Origin of the sequence: Plantactinospora endophytica (assembly GCF_016862915.1) — a bacterium.
Taxonomy (GTDB): Bacteria; Actinomycetota; Actinomycetes; order Mycobacteriales; family Micromonosporaceae; genus Plantactinospora; species Plantactinospora endophytica.
In genome coordinates this window covers 18,328-45,059 of sequence record NZ_BONW01000019.1, presented here as the reverse complement: position 1 = coordinate 45,059, position 26,732 = coordinate 18,328, and the positions used below count along the sequence as shown (strand labels likewise).

Below are 26,732 nucleotides of genomic sequence, written 5' to 3'. Positions count from 1 at the left end.
GCCGACAGGCATGGCTCACCCGAGCAGCGGGAACCAGCCGGCGGCCTCGCCGAGCACCATCCGGTCGTGCGCGGTCAGCGGCAGTCGTCCGGTCCCCTTCAACAGGTAGTCGACGTCCGACCAGTCGGCGGGGCGGATCGCCTCGTCGCTGAGCAGCCCGTCCAGGGTCGCCACCGCGACGGCGACACCGGCCGGGTCCGGGGCCGGCGCGTCCGGGAGGTCCACCGTCAGGTCGAGGTGGTGCACCACCGCCTCGGTGACCAGGGTGGCGACGAACTCGGGCACGGCCAGCACGTGACCCTGGGTGGTGAGGTACCCGAGCGGGTCGGCCGAGGCAGCCGCCCGGGCAGCCGCCGGTGCGGTGTCGGTCCAGAGCCGGACCACCCCGCCCGGCCGGTCGAAGGCGGCGGCGGACCGGCGTACCCAGGTGGCGTGTCGGCCCTCGGTCGGGTCGTCCGGCGACCGCCAGTAGCTCACCGCGTCCACGTCGGCCGGGCCGACCGCCGGACTGGCGAGCGCCACCAGCGCCCGCTGGGCGTCGAGGACGAGATGCAGGAGCAGGTCGACGACCAACCACCCCCGGCAGCGGGTCGGCCGGAGCAGGTCGGCGTCGGCGAGGCCGTCGACGGTCGAGGTGATCCGGTCGTACGCCGCACCGAGCGCCCGCTGCGGCACCGCCGCCCGCGCCGGCAGGCCGGTACCCGCAGCCGGGGTCGCGTCGACGGACCCGGCCCCTGACCCGTCCAGCCCACTCACCTCCCGCCGAAAGCGGAATCCCCGCACTCAGGAACGTACGCCCGCCCGTCGGTGACGCGCGGAGTTCGTTGCCCGGGCACGGGGATTCGCAGGATTCGCCTCAGCCGGCCGGATCGGGGTCCGGTCTCCCGGTGGAGACCGGTGCCGTCCCGCCGGTGGGGCCGATCAGTCGAAGAAGTCGTTCAGGAAGCTCTTCCGCTTCTTGTGCCGGTAGTGCCCGTGGTAGCCGTGGTGCGGCTGCCCGTGCTGGCCGTACGCCGGAGCGGGTGCCGGCGGGTAACCGTGCGCGGGCGGCGGCGGTGGCGGCGGCGGGACGTGGCTCGGACCACCGTAGGCGGGCTGGTGCGGTGCCGGCGGCGGCGGAGGGTAACTGCCACCGGGGGCCGGCGCGTGCTGCGCCGCCGGGGTCTGCTGGCTCCAGTTGGCCTCGGCCTCGAACAGCTTCTCCAACTCGCCCCGGTCGAGGAAGATGCCACGGCATTCGGTGCACTGGTCAACCGTGACGCCGCTGCGCTCGTACTGGCGCATGTCGCCACGACACTTGGGACAGGTCATCTGCATCACTCGACGGTACCCGGTCGAATCACCGACTTCCTGTCAGTGCGTCCACCACTTCGGCATCCGACACCTCGTGGAAGTCGTCGTAGTAGCGGCTGACGGCGCCGAAGTCGGCCGGCCGCTCGGGACAGACCACCTCGTCGGCGGTACGGCTGAGCACCGCGTACGCCTCCGGCGCGCCGACCGGGACGGCGACCAGCACCCGCCGGGCGCCCAGTTGTCGGGCGACTCCGACGGCCGCCCGGGCGGTGGCACCGGTGGCCAGCCCGTCGTCGACGATCACCGCGATCCGGCCGTCCAGCCGCAGCGGCTGCCGGCCCTGCCGGTAGAGCCCCTCCCGGCGCTCCAACTCGGCGATCTCGGCCCGGACCACCGCGTCCACCTCCGCCGGCGCCAACCGGTCGGCGATCTCCTCGTTGAGTACCCGCAGTCCGCCCGGCCCGACGGCACCGAAGGCCACCTCCGGCGCCTCCGGCAGGCCCAGCTTCCGCACCACGAGTACGTCCAGCGGGGCGCCGAGCCGTTCCGCCACCGCCGCCGCCACCGGCACGCCGCCGCGGACCAGCCCGAGGACGACGACGTCGGGGTCGCCGTCGACCGAGGCGAGCCGATCGGCCAGTACGGCACCGGCCTCCGCCCGATCCTGATAGGTCGCGCTCATGCCTCAGGTCTACGCCCCGCCGGCCCGTCCCGCTCGCCAGACGCCACAGAAACCCTGCCCGCCGGACGCGCGGAAGGGTTCCGTCGGCCGCCCGTAGATCAGGTCAGGTTGCCGAGTTGCCAGCCGAGGGCGGCGGCGGCGAGCCCGACGACGAGGGTGGCCAGCACGTTCAGTGCCGCCCGGCCGCGTCCGCCCGGCCCGCTGCGGGACAGCTCCACGGTCTCGTAGCCGAACGTCGAGTAGGTGGTCAGCGCACCGCAGAAGCCGGTACCGACAAGTGCGCCGACCCAGCCCGGCAGCGCCGTACCGGTGCCGGCGAGCAGGCCCAGCACGAGCGAGCCGACGACGTTGACCGCGAAGGTGGCCCAGGGCGCGGGGCGGGACCGGCGTTCGACCAGCCAGTTGACGGTGAACCGGCACAGTGCCCCGACCGCGCCGCCGACCAGTACCGCGGCCCAGGTCAGCATCGTCGGCCCCGCCTGGCCAGGTCGGCCGCCCGGATGCCGAGGCGTACGGCGACGAGCGCTCCGACGAGCGTGCCGAGCAGGTAGCCGACCGCGACCCCGGGCCGGTCGGCGGCGAACAGTCCCCGGGTCTCCACCGCGTACGTGGAGAACGTGGTGAAGCCGCCGAGGATTCCGGTGCCGAGGAACGGCCGGACCAGCCGGTGCGGGGCGGCGGCGGTGGTGACGAGCCGCATCAGCAGGCCGATCAGGGCGCAGCCGGAAAGATTCGTCACCAGGGTCGCCCACGGTACGCCGGTGGTGGCGTGCGGCCAGAGCACGACCAGCCCGTACCGGCCGGCCGAGCCGAGCGCCCCGCCCAGGGCGACCGCGACGAAGACGTCCCAGCCCGGCCGGGCGGGCAGTGCGGCCGGCTCGTCGGGTTCGTCGGGTTGGTCGAACTCGTCGGGCCGGTTGGACCCGTTTGGCCGGTCGGACCCGTCGGGGCGGGGCGGGTTCACGGGACGGCTGTCGGCACCGGCGCCGGGCGGGATTCCGTCGGGTCGGCCGGGACGCGGGCGAGCCGGAGCGCGGGGACCCAGGCCAGGAAGGCGACCGGGTAGAGCAGGTACCCGAACCGGGTCGACGGCATCAGCAGGATCGCGGCCAGCAGCCCGTACCCGCAGAACAGCGCGGCGGAGGCGGCCGTGCGCGGCGGACGGCGGAGGAGCAGGACGGCGATCAGCAGTCCGGCCGCGACCAGCAGCCCGGCGGCGATCACCCGGCCGCCGGGCAGCGCCTGCGCGATCAGGTACCCGGGGAACGGCGACGCGGCCGGGCTGCTGACCAGGCCGTGGCCGAGCGGGAAGCGCAGCACGTTCTCGACCAGCGCCGCCGAGTCGACGAGTTGGGCCGGGACCAGCGCGACGATCGGCAGGCCGAGCGCCCCGACGGCGAGCCGCAGTCCGGCCCGGCGGCCCTGGAGGACGGCGTGCACCAGCAGCACCAGCGCGACCGGCCAGGCGAAGAGCTTCAACGCCGCCGCCAGCCCGACCGCCAGCCCGGCGCCGAGGTACCGGTCCCGGGCGGCGTAGGCGAGGGCGAGCAGGCAGAGGGCGAGCACCGGCAGGTCGTCACCGCCGGTCGCCAGGGTCAGCGCGCAGACCGGCAGTACCGTCGCGAGCTGCACCGCCCGGACCAGCGCCGCGTCCCGGGCGGCGGCCCGCCCGGCCGTCGCCGCGCCGGACCGGTCGGCGACGGGGGACGCGGCGGAGATCGTCGGGGCCGGTCGGCGGAGCAGCATAACGGCCAGGCCGAGCGCGACGGCGGTGGCGACGGCGAACCAGATCCGGGCGTCGGTCCACCACGCGGTGCCGGCGAGGGCGCGGGGCAGCCCGAAGAGCGCCATGCCCGGCTGGTACGGGGTGTAGCCGAGCAACTGCTCGCCGCCGGGCAGGGCGGCGATGGCGTCCCTGGTCAGGTAGGGCGTGCCGGAGTCGAGCAGTCGGGCGCCGGAGTGCTCGACCACCAGCACCTCCTCCTGGGCCCGGTCGAGCCGGCCGCCGACCCGTTCGACGGCCTGCCAGACCAGCGGCAGCAGGGCGGTGCCCGCCCAGGTGACGACGGTCAGCACCGCCCGGGCGCCGGTACCGGCCAGCCGGGACTCGGGCCGACGGCGCCGGGCCAGCAGTTGCCCGAGTACCGCGATCGTGGCGGCCAGGTAGCCGACGGCGGCGACCGCGCCCCAGGCCCGGTGCGGCAGCAGGGTGGAGGTGACCGCGGTGACGGCGGCGAAGCCGGTGGCGAGCAGATAGAGCACCAGGTCGGCGGCGAGCCCGCCGGCAGCCCGGTCGACCCGGCGCCAGAACTGTCGGCCCGCCGGCTCTGCCGCACCGTCCAGGCCACCGGTCTGTTTTTCCGCCGCAGTCACGCGGGCAAGTGTCGCAGAACCTTCCGGTCGCGCGCGGCGTTCAGGCCGGCAGGTGTGGCAGCCGTTCCACCCGGCGCGGCCCGGAACGCCGGCCGGGGGAGAGCCGGACCACGGCGCCCTCGTCGTGCAGCGCGGGCGCGAGCGTGCCGGGTCGGCCACCGGCGCCCTGGTGCAGGGCGGCGAGCAGTCGGGCGGCCGGCATCGGCCGGGCGAAGAGGTGGCCCTGGCCGGCGGCGCAGCCCAGCTCCCAGAGCGCGCGGCGCTGCGGTTCGCTCTCCACGCCCTCGGCGACCACGCTCAGGTTGAGACTGCGGCCCAGGTCGACGGTGGACCGGATCACCGCAGCCGCCTCCGCCGAGGTCTCCATCGCGGTGACGAAACCACGGTCGATCTTCAACTCGTGTACGGGGATCCGGGAAAGCACCGACAGCGACGAGTACCCGGTGCCGAAGTCGTCCAGCGCGAGTTGGATCCCCGCGTCCCGCAACTGCCCGAGCACCTGGTCGACCACTTCGAGCTGGCTGAGCGTCAGCGTCTCGGTCAGCTCCAGCACCAGCCGGTCGGGCGGCAGGTCGTGCGCCCGCAGCCGGGCGAGTACGGAACCCGGGAACCGGGCGTCCAGCAGACTGCGCGGCGAGACGTTCACCGCCACCGGCAGGTCGAAGCCGGCCTCCCGCCAGGTGTTGACGGCGATCAGCGACTGGTCGAGTACGGCCTCCGCGAACGCGGGCAGCAGCCCGGACCGCTCGACCGTCTCCAGGAACCGGAGCGGGTCGATGGTGCCCCGGGCCGGATGCCGCCACCGGGCCAGCGCCTCGGCGGCCACCACCTCGCCGCTGCCGAGGTCCACGATCGGCTGGAAGTTGACGGTGAACTCCTGGTCGGCCACTGCCCGGCGCAGGTCGCCGCCGAGCGAGAGCCGCCCGAGGTCGGCGGTGTCCCGGGCCGGGGCGTAGGTGGCGATCCGCCGCCCGGCCCGCTTCGCCTGGTACATCGCCACGTCGGCCCGGCGCAGCAGCTCGGTCATGCCGCCGCTGCTCGGCGCGACCGCGATGCCCCCGCTGGCCTCGACGCTGATCCGCATTCCGTCCAGCTCGATCGGCTCGTGCAGGGCGGTGAGCAGTGCCTCGGCCCGGTGCGCGGCGACCGCCGGCGCGGGCAGGCCGTGGAAGAGCACCGCGAACTCGTCCCCACCGAGCCGGGCGACCAGGTCCTCGCCGTGTACCGCGGTGCGCAGCCGTTCGGCCACCTGGATCAACACCCGGTCGCCGGCCGCGTGCCCGAGCGTGTCGTTGACCTCCTTGAAGTGGTTGAGGTCGATCAGCAGCAGTGCGACGACACCCTCGGTGCGGCGCTGGCCGAGCTGTTCGGCGCCCCGGTCGAGCAGGTGTCGCCGGTTCGCCAGGCCGGTCAGCGCGTCGTGCGCGGCGGCGTGCGCGTGCTCCTCGGCCACCCGGTTCAACTCGGCGTACGCGGAGGCGTTGCGGATCGCCGTGCAGAGCGCCGAGGCGAAGGTACGCAGGGTGTACTGCTCCCGCTCGGAGAGCTTGACCGGGCCCCGGAAGCGCAGCCGCAGTACTCCGATGTCGCTGCCGTCGTGCCCCTTCATCTCGATCGGGATCACCGAGGCATCGATCGTGGAGGGCTTGGTCGTGAAGCAGTCGTACGTGACCGCTTCGCTGTTGCCCCGGACCGTACGCCTGCTCTCCCGCAGTTCGACCTCGACCTCGTCGGCGCTGAACAGGTTGGCGGCCCGGGCGACGGCGGTGTGCAGTACGGCGTTGATGTCCACCACGTTGAGCGCGTCGGTGGTGTGCGCCAGGTCCTGCCATGCCTGCCGCTCGGCCCGGGCCCGCACCCGTGTCGAGTACGCCAGGTGCAGGCTGAGCGCCAGCGGTGGAACGGCCACCAGCAGCCAGGTCTCCACCATCAGGAGGACCAGCGTGGAGACGGCGACGACGAAGCGCATCAGGAAACCGATGAGCCTGAGGTCCCAGTTGGCGCTGAACTGATTGCGGATCTTCGTCCGGCTGGCGATGGCGATCACCGGGATGGCGATGGCTTCGTCGAGCACCACCAGTACGGCGAAGGCTGCGGCCAGGGGCACCACCATCCGCTGTACTTCCGAGGGTGGCCAGCTCCAGCCGAGGGCTGTCAGGGTGGTGCCGGCCGCCGCCACCATCAACGTGTTCTTGCTGATGGTGAAGACCGCTTTGATCAACGGCAGGTGGAGAAGACGCACCACGATGGCGAGGCCGATCCCCGTGCACAGCACCATCCACGAGGTTGGTGCCACGGCGATACCGATGACGATAGCGGTCTCGTTCCAGGTGATGGCCTGGGTGGCCGAGCGGATCCGGATCGGAGCTTTCACGGTGGCGCTGATCACCACCGTGAAGACCAGTGCCGCCACCATGACCAGTTGGCTGACCGACCTGGGCGGGCTGGTGACGACGTCCACGATGGAGAGGGCGATGGCGCTGCCGGCGCAAACAGCGACGAGACCGATGAGCGGCAGGAGCCGCTGATCAGTCCCGTTGTCGCGTCGCTGTGCCTGACTCACGTCGGTTCCTGAGTGTCACCGAGACCGAATGCCTTGGTAACCGTAGCAACCGAACGCGGTCGGTGTGATGGTCTGTCGCTCTCAGTACCACTCGCTGCCGCGCATTGTGGCGACTCCCTTCGCTGCAAGCATTTGCCCACGCCCGAAATCGGGGAATGATCCCTGATTGCGCGTTACGTTCGATCGATGGGCAAAGCTTAAGGGAGTTCGGGCTGCTTAGCGACGATAAATGTCGCTATAATCAGTATTAGTCAACTAGCGACTGATTCGTCACGCTCTGTCCGGATATGGAAACTGAGAGCGCTAGGTCTCGCACGTGCACTAACGTTAGGGAGTGACGATGCTTGATTCCCTCGGGGATACCCGTTCCGCCGGTTCCGGGGAAAGATCTGATCCAGTGGTCGCAGGAGGCTGGTCGTTCGGCGCTGGCGGGCTGGTGGGGTGGACGTTCGATGTGCCGCACTCCGACTGATTGGCGTCGAGTCTCGGTGAGTCGGCTGGCGTGCTCCATCGGCTGACCTGGTAAAACTCGCTTCGTGTCGAGCTGTTGACCCTGCGTTTCGGCGCCGGCAACAAATCCGCAATCCTGGATTATCTCCTCATTGCAGGCGAATAAGACACTGCTTAGCGCGTATCGCAAGCAATGACGCTGGTAAATGTTTTCGTATGTTGGTCGACGGACTGCGCAGGGTCACCGCGCGACTCGTCCTTTTTGTGTGCCTTGGGGTTGACCGATCGAGATTCGGCTTCCGGTCGTCGCAGGTCGTCGCCGCTGCGGAGGTCGTTCCGCCGGTCTTCTCGACCGCGTGTGGGACGGCCGTCCTCTAAGCTCCGGAGGGTGACCGAGTCCGCGCACCTCACCCACGTCGATTCCGCCGGAGCGGCTCGGATGGTCGACGTCTCCGCCAAGTCGGTCTCGGTGCGCCGGGCCGTCGCCGCCGGCCGACTGCGTACCACGGCCGAGGTCATCGAGCTGCTGCGCCGGGACGGGCTGCCCAAGGGCGACGCGCTCGCCGTCGGCAGGCTCGCCGGCATCATGGGCGCGAAACGCACCCCGGACCTGATCCCGCTCTGCCACCCGATCGCGCTGCACGGCGTCACCGTCGACCTGGTGCCGGGTGCGGACACGGTGGAGATCACCGCGACGGTCCGGACCGCCGACCGGACCGGCGTCGAGATGGAGGCGCTGACCGCCGTGGCCACCGCCGGGCTCGCGCTGATCGACATGGTCAAGGCCGTCGACCCGGCGGCCTCGATCGAGGGGGTACGCGTGCTGCGCAAGGAAGGCGGCAAGACCGGCGACTGGACCCGCCCCGAGGACCGGCCGTGATCCGGGCCAGGGTGGTGGTCGCCTCCAACCGGGCCGCCACCGGCGTCTACGCCGACACCAGCGGCCCGCTGCTGGTCGAGGGGCTGACGAAGCTCGGCTGCCAGGTCGACGAGCCGGTGGTGGTACCCGACGGCGAACCGGTCGGCACCGAGCTGCGCCGCGCGGCGGCCGACGGCGTCGACGTCGTGCTGACCAGCGGCGGTACCGGCATCAACCCGACCGACCGGACTCCCGAGGTGACCCGCGCGCTGCTCGACTACGAGATCCCGGGCATCGCCGAGGCGATCCGGGCACACAGCCGGGACAAGGTACCGACGGCAGCACTCTCCCGGGGGCTGGCCGGGGTGCTCGGCCGGATGCTGGTGGTGAACCTGCCCGGCTCCACCGGCGGCGCCAGGGACGGACTCGCCGTACTCGGGCCGATCCTGGGGCACGCGGTCGACCAGCTCCGGGGCGGCGACCACCCGCGTACCGACTGAACTCCTCGGCGGGCCGTCCGGCCGCGACGATAGGCTCGGACGGTGAACGTGAGCAGCGCGCGGCAGCGCGCCCGACTCGGAACGGGCGGAGCGGCGTGAGTACCGAGGCCGCCGTCGCCGCCGATCCGACGACCACGAACTGGGCGGAGGCCCGGTCCCGGGTGTACGAGGCAGGTCGGTCCGCCGCACCGCCCCCCGTCGAGCTGCCGGTTGCCGAGGTCGACGGGCAGACCCTGGCCGAGCCGCTGACCAACCTCACCGACCTGCCCGCGTTCCCGACGTCGAGCGTGGACGGCTGGGCGGTACGCGGCACCGGGCCGTGGCGGCTCGTCGGCCGGGTACTCGCCGGCAGCACTCCGCCGCCGCTGCCCGAGGAGGGCACCGCCGTCGAGATCGCCACCGGGGCGATGCTGCCGGACGGCGCGACCGGGGTGCTCCGGGTCGAGGAGTCGACGCGTACCGCCGACGGACTGGTCGCCGGCACGCTGCGGTCGGCGCCAGAGTGGCGGGCCGCCGGCGAGGAGGCGCAGGCGGGCGAGGAGCTGCTGCCGGCCGGTACCCCGGTCGACCCCGGCGTGATCGGGCTGGCCGCCTCCTGCGGCTACGACACCCTCCGGGTGCGCCGGGCGCCCCGGGCCGCCCTGATCATCTTCGGTGACGAGCTGCTCACCGTCGGCCGCCCCGGCGCCGGCCGGGTACGCGACTCGCTCGGCCCCGCCGTCCCCGCCTGGCTGCGCCGGTACGGGTGCGAGATCACCTCCGCCGACGTTGTCGGGCCGGTCGCCGACACCCTGGAGGCGCACGTCGAGGCGCTCCGCCAGGGCCTCGCCACCGCCGACCTGGTCTGCACCACCGGTGGCACCATGCACGGCCCGGTCGACCACCTGCACCCGGCCCTGCGCGAGCTGGGCGCGGGCTACGTCGTCAACACCGTGGCCGTACGCCCGGGTTTTCCGATGCTGCTCGCCCGGGTGACCGGGCCGGACGGCCGGGTCCGGTTCGTCGCCGGGCTGCCCGGCAACCCACAGTCGGCGATCGTCGCGATCGTGTCGCTGGTGGCCCCGCTGCTGGCCGGGCTGCGCGGCCGGGTGATGCCGGAACTGCCCCGGGTGACGCTGGCCGAGCCGGTGCCCGGTCGGGGCGACCACACCCATCTGGCACTGGTCCGGGTCGACCCCGCCACGAACACCGCCACTCCGGTCCGGCACGTCGGCTCGGCGATGCTGCGCGGGCTGGCCGGAGCGGCCGGGTTCGCCGTCATCGCACCGGGCACGCAGGGCGAGCCGGGCGACCAGGTGCCGGTCGTACCACTGCCGTTGCTGCCCGGAGAACGCCCCCAGCGAGGAGTGTGAGATGAGCGTACGGAGCGAGTCGGCCGTCGACGCCGGAGCCGTGCCGCCGGCCGGTCGGCTGTACACGGCGGTCGGCACCGCACCGCTGGACGTGGCCTTCCACGAGTCCACGGTCGGCGATGCCGGCGCCGGTGCGGTGGTCTCCTTCCAGGGCGTCGTACGCGACCACGACCACGGCCGGTCGGTGCTCCGGCTGGAGTACGAGGGCCACCCGAGCGCGGCCGACGTGCTGCGGGAGGTGGCCGCCGAGATCGCGGCCGATCCGGACGTACACGCGGTGGCGGTCTCGCACCGGCTCGGCCCGCTGGAGATCGGCGACGTGGCCCTGGTGGCGGCGGTGAGCACCGCGCACCGGGGCGCGGCGTTCGCGGCCTGTGCCCGGCTGGTCGACGAGGTCAAGGCCCGGTTGCCGGTGTGGAAGCGGCAGCTCTTCGCCGACGGCACCGAGGAGTGGGTGAACTGTCCCTGACCCGGGGCGCCCGCCGGCCGTCACCCGACGACCGGCGGAATCGCTTCATGGCGCGGGACCACCTCGTCACCGGCTGACCGTTCCAGACCGACCGTTCCGGCTGGACCATGGACCGTTCCGGCTGGACCGTCGCGTCCTCCGCCGGAACGCTCCGTCCTCAGCCGGATCCCTCCGTCATCCGTCGCAACGCTCCGTTGTCCGTCGGAACGCTACGTCGTCGGGTGGAACGTGTCGTTACCGCTGGCTGGCGGCGAGGCGGCGGTCGAGACGGCCGTGTTCGGGATAGAACGCCGGCTCGGCACCGGGCCGCCACGGCAGCGCGGCGACCAGCAGGATCACTGCCAGAGCCAGGGAGTTCTCCATCAGCGCGCCGAAGAAGCCGTCCTGGTAGTGCGACACCTCCGGCAGTTGGTGCTCGTACGGCCAGATCGGTGAGATCAGGAAGAGCAGGTAGAGCCCGACGGCGGCGCCACCGTGCCGGAGACCGGTCAGGGTGGGGAACCAGATCGGTGCGCGCAGCCCGGTGATCCCGGCCGGGCCGGAGCCGGCCGCGAGTGGATTGCGCGGTCCGGGGCCCCGGCTGGCCGACCTGCGCCGGCTCGCCGCGTCGGCGAGGATCAGGATCGCCGGGATGACCCAGACCAGGTGGTGCGACCAGGAGATCGGGCTGATCACGTTGGTGGTGAGCCCGACCAGGGTGAAGGCGGTCAACTCGTCGCCGTCGGCGTGCGAGTGCGAGGCACGGGAGAGTCCGACCGCCAGCAGCAGCATCGCGAACGCGAGCCAGAGCAGGGTGGGCGTCTCGATCGAGTCGTACAGTCGGGCGAGCACCCCGGCCAGCGACTGGTTCGGCGTCATGTCGGCGGCACCGACCCGCTCGGTCTGCCAGAGCACCGACATGAAGTACGTCGTCGACTCACGACCGGCGATCGCGAAGGTGCCGACCGTGACGGCGATCCCGGTGCCCACCGCGGTCATCGCGGCCCGCCACTGCCGGGTGATCAGCAGGTAGACGACGAAGAGCGCGGGGGTGAGCTTGATCGAGGTGGCCAGGCCGATCCCGACGCCGGCCCAGGCGCCGCTGAAGAAGAGCCGGCGCAGCGGACCGTCGGCGGCGGTGATCCGGCTGCCGCGCCGGGCCCGCCAGCGCAGCGCCACCAGGTCGGCCATGACGAGACCGAACAGCAGCAGGTTGACCTGGCCGTAGCCGAGCGTCTCCCGGGCCGGCTCGATGGCGACCGCCATCGGTACCGCGATGCCGAGGGTGAACCAGAGCGACCAGCCGAGCCGGTCGGTGATCGGCTTGAGCAGCGCGGCGAGCACGATCGCGATCGTGGCGACACTGGCGACGATGTTGACCCAGCCGGCGAGGCCGAGCGGGATGCTCGCCATCGGCAGCATGACCAGACCGGCGAAGGGTGGATAGGTGAAGCCGAGGGTGGTCCTGGGTGCGATGAATTCGTAGAGCTCGTGTCCGCCCGCCCACCAGACCACCGCGCCGTGGTAGATCTTCATGTCGAAGAAGTTGTACGGCCGTCCGAACGTGGCGATGGCGAGCCACGCGGCATAGCAGACGACGGCGACGACGCCGATCCGTACGACTGCTCGACGGTCGATTCCACGAGCAAAGCGGCGGACTGGGGCGAGGCGGCCTAGCCGTCTTTCGACGGTCGCCGGCATGGCGTGGCCACCCCCGTACCAATGTCGGTCTTCCGCCCAGGTCCTCCAAGGAGCCTAGAACGGTGGGTCACTCGAATGCCTCCTGCGTTATGCGACCGTGTCCGATCCCACACTGGTTCGCGACATTTCCACCGCGTTAACGCAGGGAGTGCGGTTCAGGTGATTCACAGCCGCTCAGTCAGGTGAAACTAGCATATGTCCGGCATGGACCGTGGGCCGATCGACCTCCGGTCACCCTCGCCGTACCAGGGTGAATCCACTGGTCAGACCGGCTCCGCAGGTCAGCGCGGTGGAAGCCGTCGGAGTGACCCGACCCGAGGTCGGCGGAGTCAGCCGGGCAGCTTCCGGGCCGCCGCTGCGGACCGTACGGCGATGCGTGCGTCACGCCGCGCACTGCGCACCGCCCGGCGTACCCGTCGACGGCCGTCACCCACCGCGTGACTGGTGCGCCAGCCCAGCCCGGGCCGGCCCTCGGTGTCCGCCGCAGCGAGCAGCAGCCCACCCATCAGCCCGAGGTTCTTCATGAAGTGGATCTGGTGGGTCCGGCGCTCCGCCGGGTCCGGGTGGTCCCAGAACGGGTGCCCGGCGATCGTGGTCGGCACCAGCGTGCCGGCCAGCAGCGCGGCGGCCGGTCGGGTGAAGTGCCCGGTGGCCAGCATCAGCCCGCCGAGGAGCTGCGTGGCGCCGTGCAGCCGGACCAGGCTCTGCGTATCGGTCGGAATTCCCTCGTGGACGCCCTGCAACAGCGGGGCGACCCGGTCCGTCACCCGCTTCGCCCGCTCCACGTGCGCTTCGGGGTTGGCCACGGCGCGGGCGCCGCTGACCACGAAGATCGTGCTCAACAGGGTACGGGCCACGGTGCGTACGGGTTTCATGGGTCAAGTCTTACCCGTTCGCACCGTCTTTCACCCGTCGAAGTGGGAGACTGGACGGCGCGGTCGCGGTACCGTCGCGAACTGTGACGACTGTGCGGCTCCGGGCGGAGGGGCCGGCCGACGGCGTGGCGATCAACCGTCTGGTGGCCGAGGCGTTCGCCAGCCCGGACACCCGGCTGCCCGCGGAGGTGCGACTCGTCGAGGCGCTGCGGGCCAGCGACGCCTGGCTGCCCGAGCTGTCCATGGTGGCCGAAGTCGACGGCGAACTCGTCGGCTACGCCCTGCTGACCCGGGTCGACGTGTGGCCGGGCGGTGTTCCGGCACTGGCGCTCGGCCCGGTCGCGGTCCGGCCGTCCCGACAGCGTCGTGGGTACGGCCAGGACGTCGTCCGGGCCGCCCTGGACGCCGCCGCCGAACTCGGCGAACGACTCGTGGTGGTGCTCGGTAACCCCGCCTACTACCGGCGGTTCGGATTCGAGCCCGCCGCCCGGTTCGGGCTGACCAGCCCCTGGTCGGGGCTGGGCGATCCGTGGCAGGCGCTGGTGCTGCCCTCGGTGGACGGCAGCGACGACCCGGTACCGAGCGGCGAGGTGACCTTCCCGGCACCCTGGTCCCAGATCTGATCCCGGCCGCCGCACCGGGCCGGCCAGGTGGCGCGTCGAGCGGTGGTGGTCAGGCCGGCTGGGTGCGCAGGTACCGGCCGAAGTGCGGCACCGTGAACGCCACCGTGCCCCGCTCGCCCGAGTAGATCAGCCCCTTCTTGATCAGCGCGTCCCTTGCCGGCGAGAGGCTGGCCGGCTTGCGCCCGAGCGACCGGGCGATCTCGGCGGTGGAGACGGCGGCGTCCATGTCGTCCCGGGGACCGCCACCGGTGCCGTCCTCGCCGTCCGGCGGCTCGACCAGGGAGAGTGCGGCCATCGCCCGCATGTACTCCCGTTCCGCCGGAGTCGCCCGCTCGAAGCGGGACCCGAAGAACCCGACCGCCAACTCCGCCTCGGCCTCCGGCGCGGCGACCCGTACGTCGGCCGCCGTCACCGGTGACCGGGGCGCCGAATCCCAGGTGGCCTTCCCGTACGCCTGGACGAAGTACGGGTAGCCGCCGGACTTCTCGTAGAGCAGGTCCAGCGCCTTCGGCTCGTACTCGACCTGCTCCCTGGCTGCGGGGGCGCAGAGTGCCTGGTCGGCGGCGATCCGGTCCAGCCGGTCGATCCGCTGGTAGCGGAAGAGCCGCTCCGAGTAGGACTTGGCTGCGGAGAGCACCGCCGGCAGGTGCGGCAGCCCGGCGCCGACCACGATCAGGGGTGCGCCGAGCTGGGACAGCTCGTGGCAGGCGGCGCAGAGCCCGGAGACGTCCTCGGGGCCGAGATCCTGCATCTCGTCGAGGAAGACGGCGACCCCGGTACCGACGTCGGCGGCGACCTCGGCCGCGTCGGTGAAGAGTTCGACCAGGTCGATCTCGATGTCGCCGGAGTCCGCCCGGCCGCTCGCCGCCGGTACGTCGATGCCGGGCTGCCAGCGGTCCCGCAGCCGGCCCGCCCCGGCACCCCGACCACTCGAACCGGACCCGGCCGGAGCGGTACGCAGCGCGAACGCCTTGAGTACGCCGAGGAAGTCGTCGATCCGGTCGGGCGCCCGGTGCCGGGGTGCCAGCTCCCGGATCGCCATGTGCAGGGCGGCGGCCACCGGGCGGCGGATCGACTGGTCCGGCCGCGCCTCGATCTTGCCGGTGCCCCACAGTCGGTTGATCGCCTGTGACCTGAGCGTGTTGAGCAGTACGGTCTTGCCGACGCCGCGCAGGCCGGTGAGGACCAGGCTGCGTTCGGGGCGCCCTCGGGCGATCCGCTCCAACACGATGTCGAAGACCTCGAGTTCGCGGCCCCGCCCGGCGAGTTCGGGCGGGCGCTGACCGGCGCCAGGCGCGTACGGGTTGCGGACCGGATCCACGTATCGCACGCTATCGGGCCGTCTAGCCGCACCGCTAGACATCCGTAGATCGGTGTATTCGTGTCGCGCCGGTCGCTCGGTCGGGGCGCCGGGCAACGAGAGCCCGTCGAGCAGAAACTAGGACCGTCTAGCGTGGATGCTAGACGGTCCTAGTTTTACCTACCGTGGCCGGTCAGCGCTGGTCAGCGCGTTCCTCAGCCGGCCTGGTCAGCGCCGCTTCAGGCAGAGCACGTAGTCGCTCAGGTCCAGCGGGTCGTCCTGGACGTAGTTCGCGTCCGCCTCCGGTGCGCCGAAGATCGGGTCCTCCTTGCACTGGTCCGCGTCCGTGGTGAACGGGATCCGGGACAGCACCTCGTAGGTGTTCGGTCCACAGGGCACCTTGCGGATCTTCGGCGAGTCGTCCGTACCGTCGTTGACCAGGCAGTCGCCCTTGACGTACCGCTCGGACGGGGACTGCGGCGCGCTGTCGGGACGGCTGGGAGTCGGCCGCGCCGAACTGTTGGGCGGTGGTGCTCCGATGCCCGGCCCCGAGTCGTTGCCGGCCCGGTCGACCAACCACCACACGCCGCCGCCGAGACAGGCGCAGAGCAGCAGCAGGACGATGCCACCCACGATGAGGGCGATCTTCAGTCCGCTGCCCTTCTTCGGCGGCGCTCCGGGCGGGCCGAGTGGTGCCCCCGGCACCCCGGGCGGGCCGAGCGGTGCGCCGTACGGGGCACCCGGTGCACCGGGACCGCCGTACGGGACGCCGGGGGCCTGGTACGGACCGCCGTACGGGACGCCGGGCGGAGCCGACTGCGGCTGGTCGGTCGGTCCCGGGTACCCCGGTTGCTGCGGTCCCCCGCTCGACGGCGGCGGCGCCCACTCGGAACCCGGCCCGCCGCTGGACGGTGGCTGCCCCCAGGTCGGCGCCGGTCCGCCACTCGTCGGCGGTTGCCCCCAGGCCGGGGTCGGTCCGCCGCTGGACGGCGGTTGTCCCCACGCCGGACTCGGTGCACCGCTCGACGGCGGCTGGCTCCACTCCGGGTTCGGCGCGGCCCACTCGGGGTTCGGCGCGTCGCTCGGCTGCGGATAGCCGCCGCCCGGCGGCGGCGGCGGAGGCGGCGGGTAGCCACCGGCTGGTGAATGGCCACCGACCGGCGGATAACCCGGGGTCGGCGGTGCCGGAGGCGGCTGACCGGCGTTCGGTGCCGGCGGCTGGCCCGGGCTCGGCGGGTAGCTGCCCGGTGGATAGCTGCCTGGGGGCGGCGGCGGTGCGGGCGGGTAGCCATCTGCCGGCGGGCTCGACGAGGGGGACCGGTCGGACTCTTCGGGCGGCTGCCCTCCGGCGGGCGTACCGTAAATCGACATGCTTCTCCAGGGTCGGGCCGCGCGCTCCGACTGCGGTACGGAAACCTGGGATGGCTGGCGCAGGGGTCGGGGTGGGCGCGGGTCGTACGCGTCGGGTCGGTCGAACCTCCGCGCACGTCGTCGGAGTGCCGGGTGGAGGCACCCCGGCAACTATCGTTTCCGAAGACAGAGCACGAAGTCCAGTTCGTCCAGCTCGCTGTTGAAGAAGTAGAAGTTCGTGTAGTTCTGCACCTGGGCGCATTTGGTCTTGGCGTCCGGGGCGCCGGTGGTGGCCCCGTTGTACCGGGCGAGCACCTCGTAGGTCTGCGGCGCGCAGCTCGTGATCGCCAACTTCGGCGTCGCCTCCGTACCCTCGTTCCGGACGCACTGGCCAGCCTTGACGAACCGCGCGTCGGTGGACGGCTCGGCCTGCGCGGTCGTCGGCGCCGGCTCGGGCGGCGCGCTGGACTCCTCGACCGGGCCCCCGGTCTGCTCGCTGGCCGGCGGCTGGGCCTCGGAGGGCGGCTCGTCCTGCGCGAAGAGGTAGACGCCGATCGCGGCACCGCCGAGGACCAGCACCACAAGCCCGACCAGTACGGCGACGAAGGCCCGGTTGCCGCCGCCCTTCGGCATCGGGTCGGGCGCCGAGGTGGACCAGGAGGGGTCGGCGGCCGGTGTAGCCCAGACCGGGTCCGGGTCGGACGTGCTCCAGCCGGCGGGCGGCGGGCCGAACGGCGCGGACCCGCCCGGGGGGTGCGGCGCCGGCGCCTGGCCCAGGTCGTGCCGCCGGGTCGGCAGGTACCCGGCGCCGGGAGCACCGGAAACTGGCGGGTAACCCGTGCCCGGAGCGCCGGAGGTCGGCGCCGCGCCGGGACCGGTTGGCCCCGGATGTCCGGCCGGGTAGCCGGGGTGGCTGACCGGAGAGCCGGGGCCACCGGGTGGCGCGGAAGCCGGTCCACCGCCCCAGTGGCCCGACCCGCCCGACTGGTCCTGATCGCCCCAGGGGTCGACCGGCTGACCGTACTCGTCGGTGCCCTGTCGGTCGGGATCGTGCCACGGCTGCGACGGCGGGCCGTACCCCGGCCCGCCGGGCGGTCCGTAGTTGGCCATCGACTGTCCTCCTGGTACGGATCGGTGAGAGGCTCGCCACTCGCCCGGGACGAGCCTGCTGTGGTCACCGTAGCGTGACCCCCCGATGGGCTCACCTCCCGGAAGCGCGCCAATTCCGCCGGTCGGCGCCGCCCCGGTCGACCAGATCCGGGCCGCCCCGGCCGACTCGGTGCACGCCGCTGCGGGCGAGCGTCCGGAGTCGCCGGCCGGAGTCGCCCCACCGGCCCGCCCGGAGACGCCGGCGGGGTCCGGCCATGCGGACCAGCCCGCCGCACCGACCGAGCCCTTGGCAGCCAGGTCCGGCGAGCCGCCGACGGCGCGGGCCGCGCTGGTCTGGATCGCGCTGGGCATCGTCTACCTGGTCTGGGGCTCCACCTACCTCGGCATCCGGGTCGCCGTGGAGACCCTGCCGCCGCTGCTGTCGGCGTGTGCACGATTCGCGGTCGCCGCCGGGGTACTGGCGGTGGTGCTGCGGCTGTGGCGCGGTCCGGGCGCGCTGCGGGTGACCCGACGGCAACTGGGCAGCGCGGCCCTGGTCGGGGTACTGCTGCTGGCCGGCGGCAACGGACTGGTCGTACTCGCCGAGTCCGGCCCACCGTCGATCGCGGTCTCCTCCGGAATCGCCGCGCTGCTCGTCGCCATCGTGCCGCTGCTGGTGGTGGTGCTCCGGGCCGGCACCGGTGACCGGCCCGGGCTGGCCACCCTGCTCGGGGTGAGCGCGGGCTTCGCCGGTCTGGTACTGCTGGTACTGCCGACCGGAGGTGCCGGCGCGGCCCCGGTCGTCGGGGCGTTGACCGTCGTCGGTGCCGCCGTCTGCTGGTCCGTCGGCTCGTTCGTCTCCGGCCGGCTCGACATGCCCCGGGACCCCTTCGTGGCGACCGTGTACGAGATGCTCGCCGGCTCGGCCGCGCTCGCCGTACTCGGGGCGGCCCGGGGCGAGGCGCACGGCCTCGACCTCGGCGCGGTCTCGACCCGTTCGTGGCTGGCGCTCGGCTACCTCAGCGTGGCCGGCTCGCTGGTCGCCTTCACCGCGTACGTCTGGCTGCTGCAGAACGCGTCGATCTCGTTGGTGGCGACGTACGCCTACGTCAACCCGGTGGTCGCGGTCAGCCTCGGCGCGCTGCTGCTGGACGAGTCGGTGACCGGACAGGTGCTGCTCGGCGGTGCGGTGATCGTGCTCGGCGTCGCCCTGGTCGTTTCGACCGAACGCCCACGCGCTCGCGCGACCCGGGAGCGGGCCGGGACGTGAACCCGGGCGTGGTGGCGGCGGCCGGACTCCTCGGAGTCCTGCTCGGACCGCTGCTGCGCCGACAGGTCGTCCGGTACGCCGTACCCGCCGGGGATTCTCGGGAAGTCCGGGCGGACAGTGCCGGGGCCGTCGGCTGCCCGAGCGCCGGCCGGGTCGGGGTGGTCGCCGGGATGGTGTTCGCCGTGCTCGCCGGGATCGTGTTCGCCGCGCTCGCCGCCCGGGTCGAGGAGCCGCTTCCGCTGCTGGCCCACCTCTGGATCGCCGGCTTCGGCATCGTGCTCGGCTTCGTCGACGTGGCGGTGCGTCGACTTCCCGATCGGTTGACCCTGCCTGCGGCGGCCGGTGCCGCCGGGCTGCTCGGGGTGGCCGCGGTCGGCTCCGGCGAGTTCGGCCGGTACGCGGTCGCGGTGGCCTGCGCGCTGGCGCTCGCCGGGGCGTACCTGGGGCTGGTGCTGCTCTCCCCCGGTGGCCTGGGGCCGGGCGACGCCAAGCTCGCGCTCGGGCTCGGCCTCGTCACCGGCTGGTACGGCGGAGGTACGACGTTGACCGGCGCGCTGGCCGGCCTGCTGCTGGCCAGCGGGTACGCCGCCGTGCTGCTCCGGCTGCGTCGGATCGACCGCCGCCACCACCTGCCACACGGGCCGGCGATGCTGACCGGCGCGTTCGGCGCCGTCCTCCTCGCCGCCTGACCGCCCCGTCCGACGCGCAGCCACCAGCACCGGAACGCCGGCAGCCGACGAATCCGGCTGACCGAGCAACGACAGCATCCGACGCGCAGCCACCAGCACCGAAACGCCGGCAGCCGACGAACTCCGAAGACGGAGCAACGGCAGCAGGCGGGCAACGGCGGCAGCCCGGCGAACCCGGACCAGCGGATCAGAGCAGCCGGAGTTGCCGGTCCTTCGGCCGGCGGGGTGCGTTGTCGCCGAGCCGTTCGAAGAGTCCGGGGTCGATCGCGTCGAAGAACGGCGACGGTACGCAGTCCCGCTCCTGGCCGTGCCGCAGTCGCCGGCCGACGTGGCTGAGGTAGAGCCGGTCCTGCGCCCGGGTCAGCCCGACGAAGAAGAGCCGGCGCTCCTCCGCCACCTCCTCGTCGGTCGGCGTCGAGCCGGGCCAGCGCAGCGGCAGCAGCCCGTCCTCGCAGCCGGGCAGGAAGACCACCGGGAACTCCAGGCCCTTGGCGGCGTGCAGGGTGAGCAGGGTGACCGCCTCCGCGCGCGGGTCGAGCGCGTCGACCTCGGCGCCGGTGGCCAACTGGGACAGGAACAGTTCCAGGTCGTCGCCGCAGCGCCGGGCGAGCGGGGTGAGCAGGTCGGCAGCCGTCCAGATGTCGTCGGGGCCGATGCCGCCGGTGGCGTCCAGGGTCGGGGTGGCGTGCCGCTCGGCGAGTACCTGGCCGGCCAGGCGTACGCGGGCGGCGACCGAGCCGCCGAGACCGTCGGCGTGCCGCAGCTCGCGGGCGATCACCGAGACGCCGGGCCGGTCCCGCAGCCGGTTGTGTGAACGCTTCTGCACCGGGATGTTCGCCCTGGCCAGCGCGTCCAGGATCGGTGCCGCCTGGGCGTCGGTGCGGTACAGCACGGCGATGTCGGAGAACGAGACGTCGGTGGTCCGGCCGTCGATCCGACCCGAGTCGAGCGAGCGGTGCGACAGCCCGCCGACGAGTTCGTCGACGGTGCGTACCACGAAGTCGGCCTCGTCCGCGACGGAGGCGGCGGGATAGCGGCCGACCAGCGGCGCCTCCGGGTCGAGCCGGGCCGGGTCCAGCCGCCGGCCCCGGACCAGGGTGGAGGGCGCGATCGCCTGTCCGGCGGCGGCCAGGATCGGCGCCGACGAGCGGTAGTTGCGGGTCAGCCGGACCAGCCGGGCGTCGACGAAGTCCTCCGAGAACCGCAGGAAGTACGCCACGTCGGCGCCCCGGAACGAGTAGATCGCCTGGTCGGGGTCGCCGATCGCGCAGAGGTTGCCGTCGGCCGGGCTGAGCAGCCGGAGCAGCTCGTACTGCGTCGCGTCCACGTCCTGGTACTCGTCGACGAAGATCCACCGCCACCGGTCCCGGTACCGTGCGACCAGCTCCTCGTCGTCGCGCAGCAGCGCCACCGGCAGGCCTACCAGCTCGTCCAGGTCGACCAGGTCCTGGCCGCGCAGCAGCTTGACGTAGGCGGCGTCGTCGTCGCCGGCCTCGGCCCGGGCGGTCGCCCGCTCGGTGTCGTCGGCGATCCGGAAGGTGTCCGGCAGCCCGGCGGCCCGGGCGTTCTCCCGCAGGATGGTCAGGCCGAGCGAGTGGAAGGTGCCGACGGTGACGTCCTCGGCGACCGGCCCGAGCAGCCCGTCCAGCCGGTGCCGCAGCTCCTCGGCGGCCCGCCGGGTGAAGGTGATCGCCAGGCAGTGTTCCGGATAGACGTTCAGTTCGGCGCAGAGGTAGGCGATCCGGTGGGTGAGGGTGCGGGTCTTGCCGGTGCCGGGGCCGGCCACGATCAGCAGCGGCCCGCCCGGTGCGGAGGCGGCGACCCGCTGCATCGCGTCGAGCCGGTCCAGCAGCCCGGTGCCGACCTCCTCCATGCCGGCCAGCATCGGCTCGAACGGCTCGTGCGGCGACGGCGGCGGGGCCAGCGGCGGCGCGGGTTCGGCCGGCGGGGCGGCGGCCCGGGGCCGGCGGCGCGGCTCGGCCGGTGCGGCGGGCGCCGGGGACGCCGACCGGGCGGCCCGGGACGGCGCCTTGGGCTCCGTGGGCGGTCGCTGTCGCGGCACGGGTACGTCGAAGAGCGCGTCCGCAAAGAGCGTCTCCACCTGCCCCGCGCCGCCCCGGCCACCACCACCGCCGGAGCCGGCGCGCAGTTCACCGGGCTCGAAGAGGGTGATCACGCCGTACTCGCCGTCGTAGCCGGGGATCCGGCGTACCTGGCCGCGCCGGAGCCGCTCGATCGCTTCGGCGAAGACCTCGCCGCCGACCTTGCGGATCTCGTCGAGCGGCGTGACGGTGAGGATGTCCAACTCGGCGCCGAGGCCGGCGACCAGGGTGTTGAGCTGGCCCTCGACCGTCTTCGACTTCGGCCCGACATTGTTGATCTCACCGAGGATCTCGGCGAGCTGGATCAGGTGGGTGACCTGCGGCGCGTTCGCCGGCCGGTGCCCGTCCGGCCGGTCCGCGAGATCCTCGACCCGGCTGAGTACCCCGACCGTGAGCGGCTTGCCGCACTCCGGGCAGCGCCCGCCCGCCTCCCGGGTACGCTGCGGCTCCCAGTTGACCCCGCAGAGCCGGTGCCCGTCCGCGTGGTACTTGCCCTCCTCGGGGAAGAACTCGATGGTCCCGGCCAGCCCGTCCCCGGTACGCAGCGCCTCGCGTACGGCGAAGTAGTCGAGGTCGGTGGCGAAGACGGTCGCCTCCCGGGCCAGCGCGGGTGGCGAGTGCGCGTCCGAGTTGGAGACCAGCCGGTAGCGGTCCAGGCTGGACACCCGCCAGTTCATCTCGGGGTCGGAGGAGAGCCCGGTCTCCACCGCGAAGATGTGTTCGGCGAGGTCGGCGTAGCAGTCCGCGATCGCGTCGAAGCCGGACTTGGAGCCGAGCGCGGAGAACCACGGGGTCCAGATGTGCGCCGGCACCAGGTAGCCGTCCGGGCTGGCCTCCAGGGTGATTTCCAGCAGGTCCCGGGAGTCCAGGCCGAGGATCGGCCGCCCGTCGGAGCCGATGTTGCCGATCCGGCCCAGCGTGGCGTTGAACCGCGCCACCGCGTCCAGGTCGGGCAGGTAGATCAGGTGGTGCACCTTGCGGGTACGGTCGTCCCGCTTGTAGATGGTGGAGATCTCGACGCTGAGCATGTACCGCATCGGGCTGGCCTCGGCGACGCTGGCCAGCCGGGGCGGCAGGCGCCGGGCGATGTCCTGCTCCGCCTCCGGACTGAGCCGGTACAGCCCCGGCTCGGCCGGGTGCAGCGTCTCGCGCAGGTGCTCGTACCAGGCGGGGTGGGTGAAGTCACCGGTGCCGAGCAGGCTGATTCCCTTACGCCGGGCCCACCAGTTGAGGTTCGGCATCGTCAGGTCGCGGCTGCACGCGCGGGAGTATTTCGAGTGGATGTGCAGGTCCGCGACGAAGGGCACGGCGGCGGTGGGGGAGCCGTCAGCGGGTGCGGCGCGCAACGGAGACACGCCGCATCCTGTCACGACCTTGCGGGCGAACGCGTCTCGCCACGCGAGAGTGTGATTTCCGCACGCCGCCGGGCTGGCTCCGACACGAGCACTCTTTCGCCGAGGTAGTGGTCTCGCCCGATGCCTGATGCCACTACGTCAGGGAAACAGCGCGATCTCGCCGCAGGCGACGAGGGACGGGCGGGAGTCAGGGCGAGCGGAGTTCGACCAGGGTTACCTGGGGCGGGGCGCCGACCCGGACCGGTGGACCCCAGAAGCCGGCGCCGTTGGTGACGTAGAGCTGGGTGCCGTCGATGGTGGCGTGCCCGGAGACGACCGGCTGCTGCAACCCGACCAGCAGGCTGAACGGCACGATCTGGCCGCCGTGGGTGTGCCCGGACAGTTGCAGGTCGACGCCGCGCTTCGCGGCCTCGTACACGTTGATCGGTTGGTGGGCGAGGAGCACCACCGGCCGGCTCGGGTCGCGGCCACCGAGTGCGGCGTCGAAGTCGGGTCCTGCGGCGTTGCCGAGGTCCTCGCCGGCCGGGTCGTTCACCCCGGCGAGGTCGAGGGCGCCGCCCCGGGCCAGGATCTCCTCGCGCCGGTTCTGCAACACCCGTAGCCCGATCCGGTCCAGCTCGACCACCCACTCCTCGGCCCCGGAGTAGTACTCGTGGTTGCCGGTGACGAAGAAGCTGCCGTACCGGGAGCGGAGGTCGCGCAGGGGTGCGGCGGCGGGGCCGAGTTCGCCGACGGTGCCGTCCACGAGGTCGCCGACCACCGCCACCAGGTCGGCGTCGAGCCGGTTGATGATCGACACGATCCGTTCGGTGTGCGCCCGGCCGGTCAACGGTCCGATGTGGATGTCGGAGACGGTGGCGATGCGCAGGCCGTCCATGCTCCGGGGCAGCTTGGCCAGCGGGATCCGGACCCGGTCGATCTGCGGCGGGCCGAGGGCGGTGCGGACGCCGTACCCGACGATCCCGGTCGCGGTGAGCCCGGCGAAGATTGCGACGCCCCGGGCGAGCAGCAGCCGCCGCCCCGGCTCGTGGTCGGCTTCCGGCGGCGCGGTCGGCACCGGCGGTGGGGTAGGCACCGGCGGTGAGGCCGGCGTCGGCGGCGTGCCCGGCGTTGGCGGTAAAGCCGGCACGGGCGGTGGCGTCGCGGCCGGGGTCGGCTCGGGACGGACCGCTGCGGGAGCGGCTGCCCGGCTCCGGCGCAGCACCAGTCGGGTCGCCAGCATCGGGATCTCCAGCACGGCCAGCAGCACGAGCAGGTAGAACATGACGGCCAGCCAGAGGTAGCCCGGCCAGGCGAGCCAGTAGAAGCCCTGCCGGGTGCCGACCAGCGTCGCCGGGGTGAGCAGCGCCAGCACCAGGACGGTGACACCGCCGATCCGGCGCCAGCGCCCCGGCCGGGTGGTGTCCCGGACCAGCCGCTTCCAGAGGTAGAGATGGATCAGGCCGGTGACCAGCGCCAACGTCCCCGCGAAGCCGAGCACCCCGAACACGGCGGCGCTCAGCCGCCCGCGAACGGTGGCAGTACGTCGACCGTCGCACCGCCGGGCAGCGGCGCCTGCCGGTCGTGCCAGGCCACACCGTCGACGAGGAAGCTCGCCATCGACAGCACGCCGGCCAGCCGGCTTCCGTGCCGGACGGCGAGTTCGCCGGTCAGCTCGTCGAGGCTGCCGCCGCCGGGCAGGGTCTCCTCGGCGACTCCGGCAGCGGCCCGGGCGGCGGCGAAGTAGCGTACGACCAGCGTCGTCTTCCCGGCTGTCGAGGTCATCGTCAGCCGCCGATCGCCGACATCGGCCGGACCGGTTGGAGGAAGCTCGGATCGTCGATGCCGTGCCCGGCCCGCTTGCCCCACATCGCCGTACGCCACCGGTCGGCGAGTTCCTCGTCGGAGGCGCCGCCGCGCAGCGCCGCCCGCAGGTCGGACTCCTCGGTCGCGAAGAGGCAGTTCCGGACCTGGCCGTCGGCGGTGAGCCTGGTCCGGTCGCAGTCGCCGCAGAACGGCCTGGTGACGCTGCCGATCACGCCCACCCGGGCCGGCCGGCCGGCGGCATCGGTCCAGCCCTCCACCAGCCACGTCTCCGCCGGTGCCCCGCCCCGCTCGGCCGGGTCGGGCAGCAGGGTGAACTCGGCCCGCAGCGCGGCGAGGATCTCCTCGGCGGTGACCATCGTCGACCGGTCCCAGCCGTGTTGGGCGTCCAACGGCATCTGCTCGATGAACCGGAGCTGGTAGCCGTGGGACAGCGCGAAGCGGAGCAGTTCCGGCGCCTCGTCGTCGTTGACCCCGCGCATCAGCACCGAGTTGATTTTCACCGGGGCCAGTCCGGCCGCCACCGCCCCGGCCAGCCCGGCCAGTACGGCGTCCAGCCGGGGGCGGCGGGTCAGCTCGGTGAACCGGGTCGGGTCGAGGGTGTCCAGCGAGACGTTGACCCGGTCCAGCCCGGCGGCGCGCAGTGGCCCGGCGAGCCGGTCCAGCCCGATCCCGTTGGTGGTCAGCGAGAGCACCGGCCGGGGCGAGAGCGCGGCGACGGCGGCGATGATGTCCGGCAGCCCGGGGCGGATCAGCGGCTCGCCGCCGGTGAACCGGACCTCGGTCACCCCGAGCAGGCGTACCGCCACGCCGACCAGACGGATGATCTCGGCGTCGGTCAGCACCTCCGACTTCGGCAGCCAGGGCAGGCCCTCGGCCGGCATGCAGTAGGTGCACCGTAGGTTGCACCGGTCGGTGAGGGAGACCCGGAGATCGGTCGCGGCCCGGCCGTACCGGTCGACGAGGCCACCGACGTCCGGCCGTTCCGCCGACGTCCGGTCCGGTGCTGCCCCGGATCGTACGGGCCCGGATCGAACGGGAATGGTCATCGCTCGACGGTAGCGCGTCAGGCCGACAGTACGGGCGGCAGACCGACGACTACGGGCGTCACACCGGGACTCCGGTGCCACGGCCAGTGGTTCAGACGGACAGTACGGCGCGGGCCGCCGCACCCACCGCACCCCGGTACGTGGCGCCGAACAGCGCGGTGTGCACCAGCAGCAGGTGGAGCTGGTGCACCGGTACCCGTGCCTGCCAGCCGTCGGCCAGCGGCCACACCTCCCGGTACGCGTCCAGGATCGTGTCGAGGTGCGGTGCGCCGCCGAAGAGGGCGAGCTGGGCCAGGTCGGTCTCCCGGTGCCCGCCGTGCGCGGCCGGGTCGACCAGCCAGACCCGGCCGTCGGCGCCCCACAGCAGGTTGCCCGGCCACAGGTCACCGTGGATCCGGGCGGGCGGCTCGGCGCCGCCGTACTCCTCGATCCGGGAGACCACCAGCTCGACCAGGGTGACCTCGGCCGCGGAGAGTGCGCCGTTGTCGACCGACTGCCGCAGGTAGGGCGCGAGCCGGTGCTCGCCGAACCAGACCGGCCACGGGCCGGCGGACGCGGTGTTGTCCTGCGGCAGCGCTCCGACGAATCCCGGCCAGTCGGCGCCGAAGGTGTCCGCGCCGGTCCGGTGCAGCGCGGCCAGTTCGGCGCCGAACCGCCGGGCCGCAGCCTCGGTCGGCTCGCCCGGCTCCACCCATTCCAGGGCCAGCAGTTCCGGCAGCGCCGCGATCACCTCCGGCACCGGCACGGCACCGGCCGCGCGCAGCCAGCGCAGCCCGGCCGCCTCGGTGGCGAAGAAATTCTCGGGTACGCCCTCCGCCGCGCCCTCCGGCCAGGTCTTGGCGAAGACGGAGTTGCCGTCGTCCAGGGTGAGCCGGGTGGCGGTGCAGATGTCGCCCCCGGACACCGGCGTCTCCCGGATCCGCTGGTGGGTGAGGAACAGCGGAAGTTGCCCGGGATGCTCCCGCAGGTACGCCAGGTCCATCTGGGCAAGGTAACCGTTCGTGGG

Annotated in this window: 24 protein-coding genes; 7 read left to right on the top strand and 17 right to left on the bottom strand. The window is 73.1% G+C overall.

What is annotated here, in order from left to right; translation table 11 throughout:
• Positions 1 to 15: 15 nt before the first annotated feature.
• From Pen02_RS19615 to Pen02_RS19585, 7 genes are all read right to left on the bottom strand, one after another.
• Entirely contained in the window at positions 16 to 756 is a 741-nt protein-coding gene (locus Pen02_RS19615; RefSeq protein ID WP_239140982.1) for a maleylpyruvate isomerase N-terminal domain-containing protein, read from the bottom strand.
• Between the two features lie 165 nt (positions 757 to 921).
• The gene (locus Pen02_RS19610; protein WP_203867547.1) at positions 922 to 1,320 is read right to left on the bottom strand and encodes a TFIIB-type zinc ribbon-containing protein; all 399 of its coding nucleotides are present in this window, start codon (positions 1,318 to 1,320) and stop codon (positions 922 to 924) included.
• Positions 1,321 to 1,339: 19 nt separating this feature from the next.
• Positions 1,340 to 1,975 carry a phosphoribosyltransferase gene (locus Pen02_RS19605; protein WP_203867546.1) on the bottom strand — a complete coding sequence of 212 codons (636 nt, stop codon included), beginning with the start codon at positions 1,973 to 1,975 and terminating at the stop codon, positions 1,340 to 1,342.
• 98 nt (positions 1,976 to 2,073) lie between these two features.
• Complete coding sequence (gene crcB / locus Pen02_RS19600; protein WP_307837724.1) at positions 2,074 to 2,442, bottom strand: fluoride efflux transporter CrcB; 369 nt, start codon at positions 2,440 to 2,442, stop codon at positions 2,074 to 2,076.
• The gene (gene crcB, locus Pen02_RS19595) at positions 2,436 to 2,939 is read right to left on the bottom strand and encodes a fluoride efflux transporter CrcB (protein WP_203867545.1); all 504 of its coding nucleotides are present in this window, start codon (positions 2,937 to 2,939) and stop codon (positions 2,436 to 2,438) included. Before crcB (Pen02_RS19595) ends, crcB (Pen02_RS19600) begins: the two co-directional genes overlap by 7 nt.
• Positions 2,936 to 4,348, bottom strand: coding sequence for a glycosyltransferase 87 family protein (locus Pen02_RS19590; RefSeq protein WP_372445632.1), 1,413 nt, complete (start codon positions 4,346 to 4,348; stop codon positions 2,936 to 2,938). The genes crcB (Pen02_RS19595) and Pen02_RS19590 overlap by 4 nt, the downstream gene beginning before the upstream one ends.
• Before the next feature lie 40 nt (positions 4,349 to 4,388).
• Entirely contained in the window at positions 4,389 to 6,911 is a 2,523-nt protein-coding gene (locus Pen02_RS19585; RefSeq protein WP_203867544.1) for a putative bifunctional diguanylate cyclase/phosphodiesterase, read from the bottom strand.
• A gap of 838 nt (positions 6,912 to 7,749) precedes the next feature.
• Between Pen02_RS19585 and moaC the strand changes: the two genes are divergently transcribed.
• The 4 genes from moaC (at position 7,750) to Pen02_RS19565 (ending at position 10,541) form a co-directional block, all read left to right on the top strand.
• A complete protein-coding gene (gene moaC, locus Pen02_RS19580) occupies positions 7,750 to 8,241 on the top strand; it encodes a cyclic pyranopterin monophosphate synthase MoaC (protein ID WP_203867543.1) in 492 nt (163 codons plus the stop codon).
• On the top strand, positions 8,238 to 8,720 hold the full coding sequence (locus Pen02_RS19575; RefSeq protein ID WP_203867542.1) for a MogA/MoaB family molybdenum cofactor biosynthesis protein: 483 nt from the start codon (positions 8,238 to 8,240) through the stop codon (positions 8,718 to 8,720). The genes moaC and Pen02_RS19575 overlap by 4 nt, the downstream gene beginning before the upstream one ends.
• A gap of 95 nt (positions 8,721 to 8,815) precedes the next feature.
• Entirely contained in the window at positions 8,816 to 10,072 is a 1,257-nt protein-coding gene (locus Pen02_RS19570) for a molybdopterin molybdotransferase MoeA (protein ID WP_203867541.1), read from the top strand.
• A gap of 1 nt (position 10,073) precedes the next feature.
• Positions 10,074 to 10,541 (top strand): molybdenum cofactor biosynthesis protein MoaE, encoded by a 468-nt coding sequence (locus Pen02_RS19565; RefSeq protein WP_203867540.1) that lies wholly within the window; start codon positions 10,074 to 10,076, stop codon positions 10,539 to 10,541.
• A 234-nt stretch (positions 10,542 to 10,775) separates the two neighbouring features.
• On the opposite strand, the gene Pen02_RS19560 is transcribed toward Pen02_RS19565, so the two are convergent.
• Complete coding sequence (locus Pen02_RS19560) at positions 10,776 to 12,221, bottom strand: glycosyltransferase 87 family protein (RefSeq protein ID WP_203867539.1); 1,446 nt, start codon at positions 12,219 to 12,221, stop codon at positions 10,776 to 10,778.
• A 329-nt stretch (positions 12,222 to 12,550) separates the two neighbouring features.
• Positions 12,551 to 13,096, bottom strand: a complete 546-nt coding sequence (locus Pen02_RS19555) for a DoxX family protein (protein WP_203867538.1) — start codon at positions 13,094 to 13,096, stop codon at positions 12,551 to 12,553.
• An 83-nt stretch (positions 13,097 to 13,179) separates the two neighbouring features.
• On the opposite strand from Pen02_RS19555, the gene Pen02_RS19550 reads away from it, so the two are divergent.
• Positions 13,180 to 13,719: a GNAT family N-acetyltransferase gene (locus Pen02_RS19550; RefSeq protein WP_203867537.1), complete on the top strand. Its 540-nt coding sequence runs from the start codon at positions 13,180 to 13,182 to the stop codon at positions 13,717 to 13,719.
• 49 nt (positions 13,720 to 13,768) lie between these two features.
• Here the strand turns inward: Pen02_RS19550 and Pen02_RS19545 are convergent, their stop codons facing one another.
• From Pen02_RS19545 to Pen02_RS19535, 3 genes are all read right to left on the bottom strand, one after another.
• The gene (locus Pen02_RS19545; protein ID WP_203867536.1) at positions 13,769 to 15,040 is read right to left on the bottom strand and encodes an ATP-binding protein; all 1,272 of its coding nucleotides are present in this window, start codon (positions 15,038 to 15,040) and stop codon (positions 13,769 to 13,771) included.
• A 207-nt stretch (positions 15,041 to 15,247) separates the two neighbouring features.
• Positions 15,248 to 16,390 carry an LppU/SCO3897 family protein gene (locus Pen02_RS41875; protein ID WP_239140976.1) on the bottom strand — a complete coding sequence of 381 codons (1,143 nt, stop codon included), beginning with the start codon at positions 16,388 to 16,390 and terminating at the stop codon, positions 15,248 to 15,250.
• A gap of 150 nt (positions 16,391 to 16,540) precedes the next feature.
• A complete protein-coding gene (locus Pen02_RS19535; RefSeq protein WP_203867535.1) occupies positions 16,541 to 17,479 on the bottom strand; it encodes an LppU/SCO3897 family protein in 939 nt (312 codons plus the stop codon).
• Between the two features lie 85 nt (positions 17,480 to 17,564).
• Between Pen02_RS19535 and Pen02_RS19530 the strand changes: the two genes are divergently transcribed.
• Positions 17,565 to 18,728, top strand: coding sequence for an EamA family transporter (locus Pen02_RS19530; RefSeq protein WP_203867534.1), 1,164 nt, complete (start codon positions 17,565 to 17,567; stop codon positions 18,726 to 18,728).
• Positions 18,725 to 19,417 carry a prepilin peptidase gene (locus tag Pen02_RS19525; protein ID WP_203867533.1) on the top strand — a complete coding sequence of 231 codons (693 nt, stop codon included), beginning with the start codon at positions 18,725 to 18,727 and terminating at the stop codon, positions 19,415 to 19,417. The genes Pen02_RS19530 and Pen02_RS19525 overlap by 4 nt, the downstream gene beginning before the upstream one ends.
• Positions 19,418 to 19,604: 187 nt before the next feature.
• Here Pen02_RS19525 and Pen02_RS19520 read toward each other — a convergent pair whose 3' ends face one another.
• From Pen02_RS19520 to Pen02_RS19500, 5 genes are all read right to left on the bottom strand, one after another.
• Complete coding sequence (locus Pen02_RS19520) at positions 19,605 to 22,874, bottom strand: UvrD-helicase domain-containing protein (RefSeq protein ID WP_203867532.1); 3,270 nt, start codon at positions 22,872 to 22,874, stop codon at positions 19,605 to 19,607.
• A gap of 187 nt (positions 22,875 to 23,061) precedes the next feature.
• Entirely contained in the window at positions 23,062 to 24,363 is a 1,302-nt protein-coding gene (locus Pen02_RS19515; RefSeq protein WP_203867531.1) for a metallophosphoesterase, read from the bottom strand.
• An 8-nt stretch (positions 24,364 to 24,371) separates the two neighbouring features.
• A complete protein-coding gene (locus tag Pen02_RS19510; RefSeq protein WP_203867530.1) occupies positions 24,372 to 24,638 on the bottom strand; it encodes a MoaD/ThiS family protein in 267 nt (88 codons plus the stop codon).
• A gap of 2 nt (positions 24,639 to 24,640) precedes the next feature.
• Positions 24,641 to 25,726 carry a GTP 3',8-cyclase MoaA gene (gene moaA, locus Pen02_RS19505; RefSeq protein WP_203867529.1) on the bottom strand — a complete coding sequence of 362 codons (1,086 nt, stop codon included), beginning with the start codon at positions 25,724 to 25,726 and terminating at the stop codon, positions 24,641 to 24,643.
• Positions 25,727 to 25,817: 91 nt separating this feature from the next.
• Positions 25,818 to 26,708: a fructosamine kinase family protein gene (locus tag Pen02_RS19500; RefSeq protein WP_203867528.1), complete on the bottom strand. Its 891-nt coding sequence runs from the start codon at positions 26,706 to 26,708 to the stop codon at positions 25,818 to 25,820.
• Positions 26,709 to 26,732: the final 24 nt, after the last annotated feature.

Bases quoted from the DNA above. Each gene is read 5' to 3' on its own strand.
- Pen02_RS19605 (WP_203867546.1), bottom strand. From the start codon at position 1,975: ATGAGCGCGACCTATCAGGATCGGGCGGAGGCCGGTGCCGTACTGGCC.
- crcB (WP_307837724.1), bottom strand. From the start codon at position 2,442: ATGCTGACCTGGGCCGCGGTACTGGTCGGCGGCGCGGTCGGGGCACTG.
- Pen02_RS19565 (WP_203867540.1), top strand. From the start codon at position 10,074: ATGAGCGTACGGAGCGAGTCGGCCGTCGACGCCGGAGCCGTGCCGCCG.
- Pen02_RS19560 (WP_203867539.1), bottom strand. From the start codon at position 12,221: ATGCCGGCGACCGTCGAAAGACGGCTAGGCCGCCTCGCCCCAGTCCGC.
- Pen02_RS19555 (WP_203867538.1), bottom strand. From the start codon at position 13,096: ATGAAACCCGTACGCACCGTGGCCCGTACCCTGTTGAGCACGATCTTC.
- Pen02_RS41875 (WP_239140976.1), bottom strand. From the start codon at position 16,390: ATGTCGATTTACGGTACGCCCGCCGGAGGGCAGCCGCCCGAAGAGTCC.
- Pen02_RS19535 (WP_203867535.1), bottom strand. From the start codon at position 17,479: ATGGCCAACTACGGACCGCCCGGCGGGCCGGGGTACGGCCCGCCGTCG.
- Pen02_RS19530 (WP_203867534.1), top strand. From the start codon at position 17,565: ATGGGCTCACCTCCCGGAAGCGCGCCAATTCCGCCGGTCGGCGCCGCC.
- Pen02_RS19510 (WP_203867530.1), bottom strand. From the start codon at position 24,638: ATGACCTCGACAGCCGGGAAGACGACGCTGGTCGTACGCTACTTCGCC.
- moaA (WP_203867529.1), bottom strand. From the start codon at position 25,726: ATGACCATTCCCGTTCGATCCGGGCCCGTACGATCCGGGGCAGCACCG.
- Pen02_RS19500 (WP_203867528.1), bottom strand. From the start codon at position 26,708: ATGGACCTGGCGTACCTGCGGGAGCATCCCGGGCAACTTCCGCTGTTC.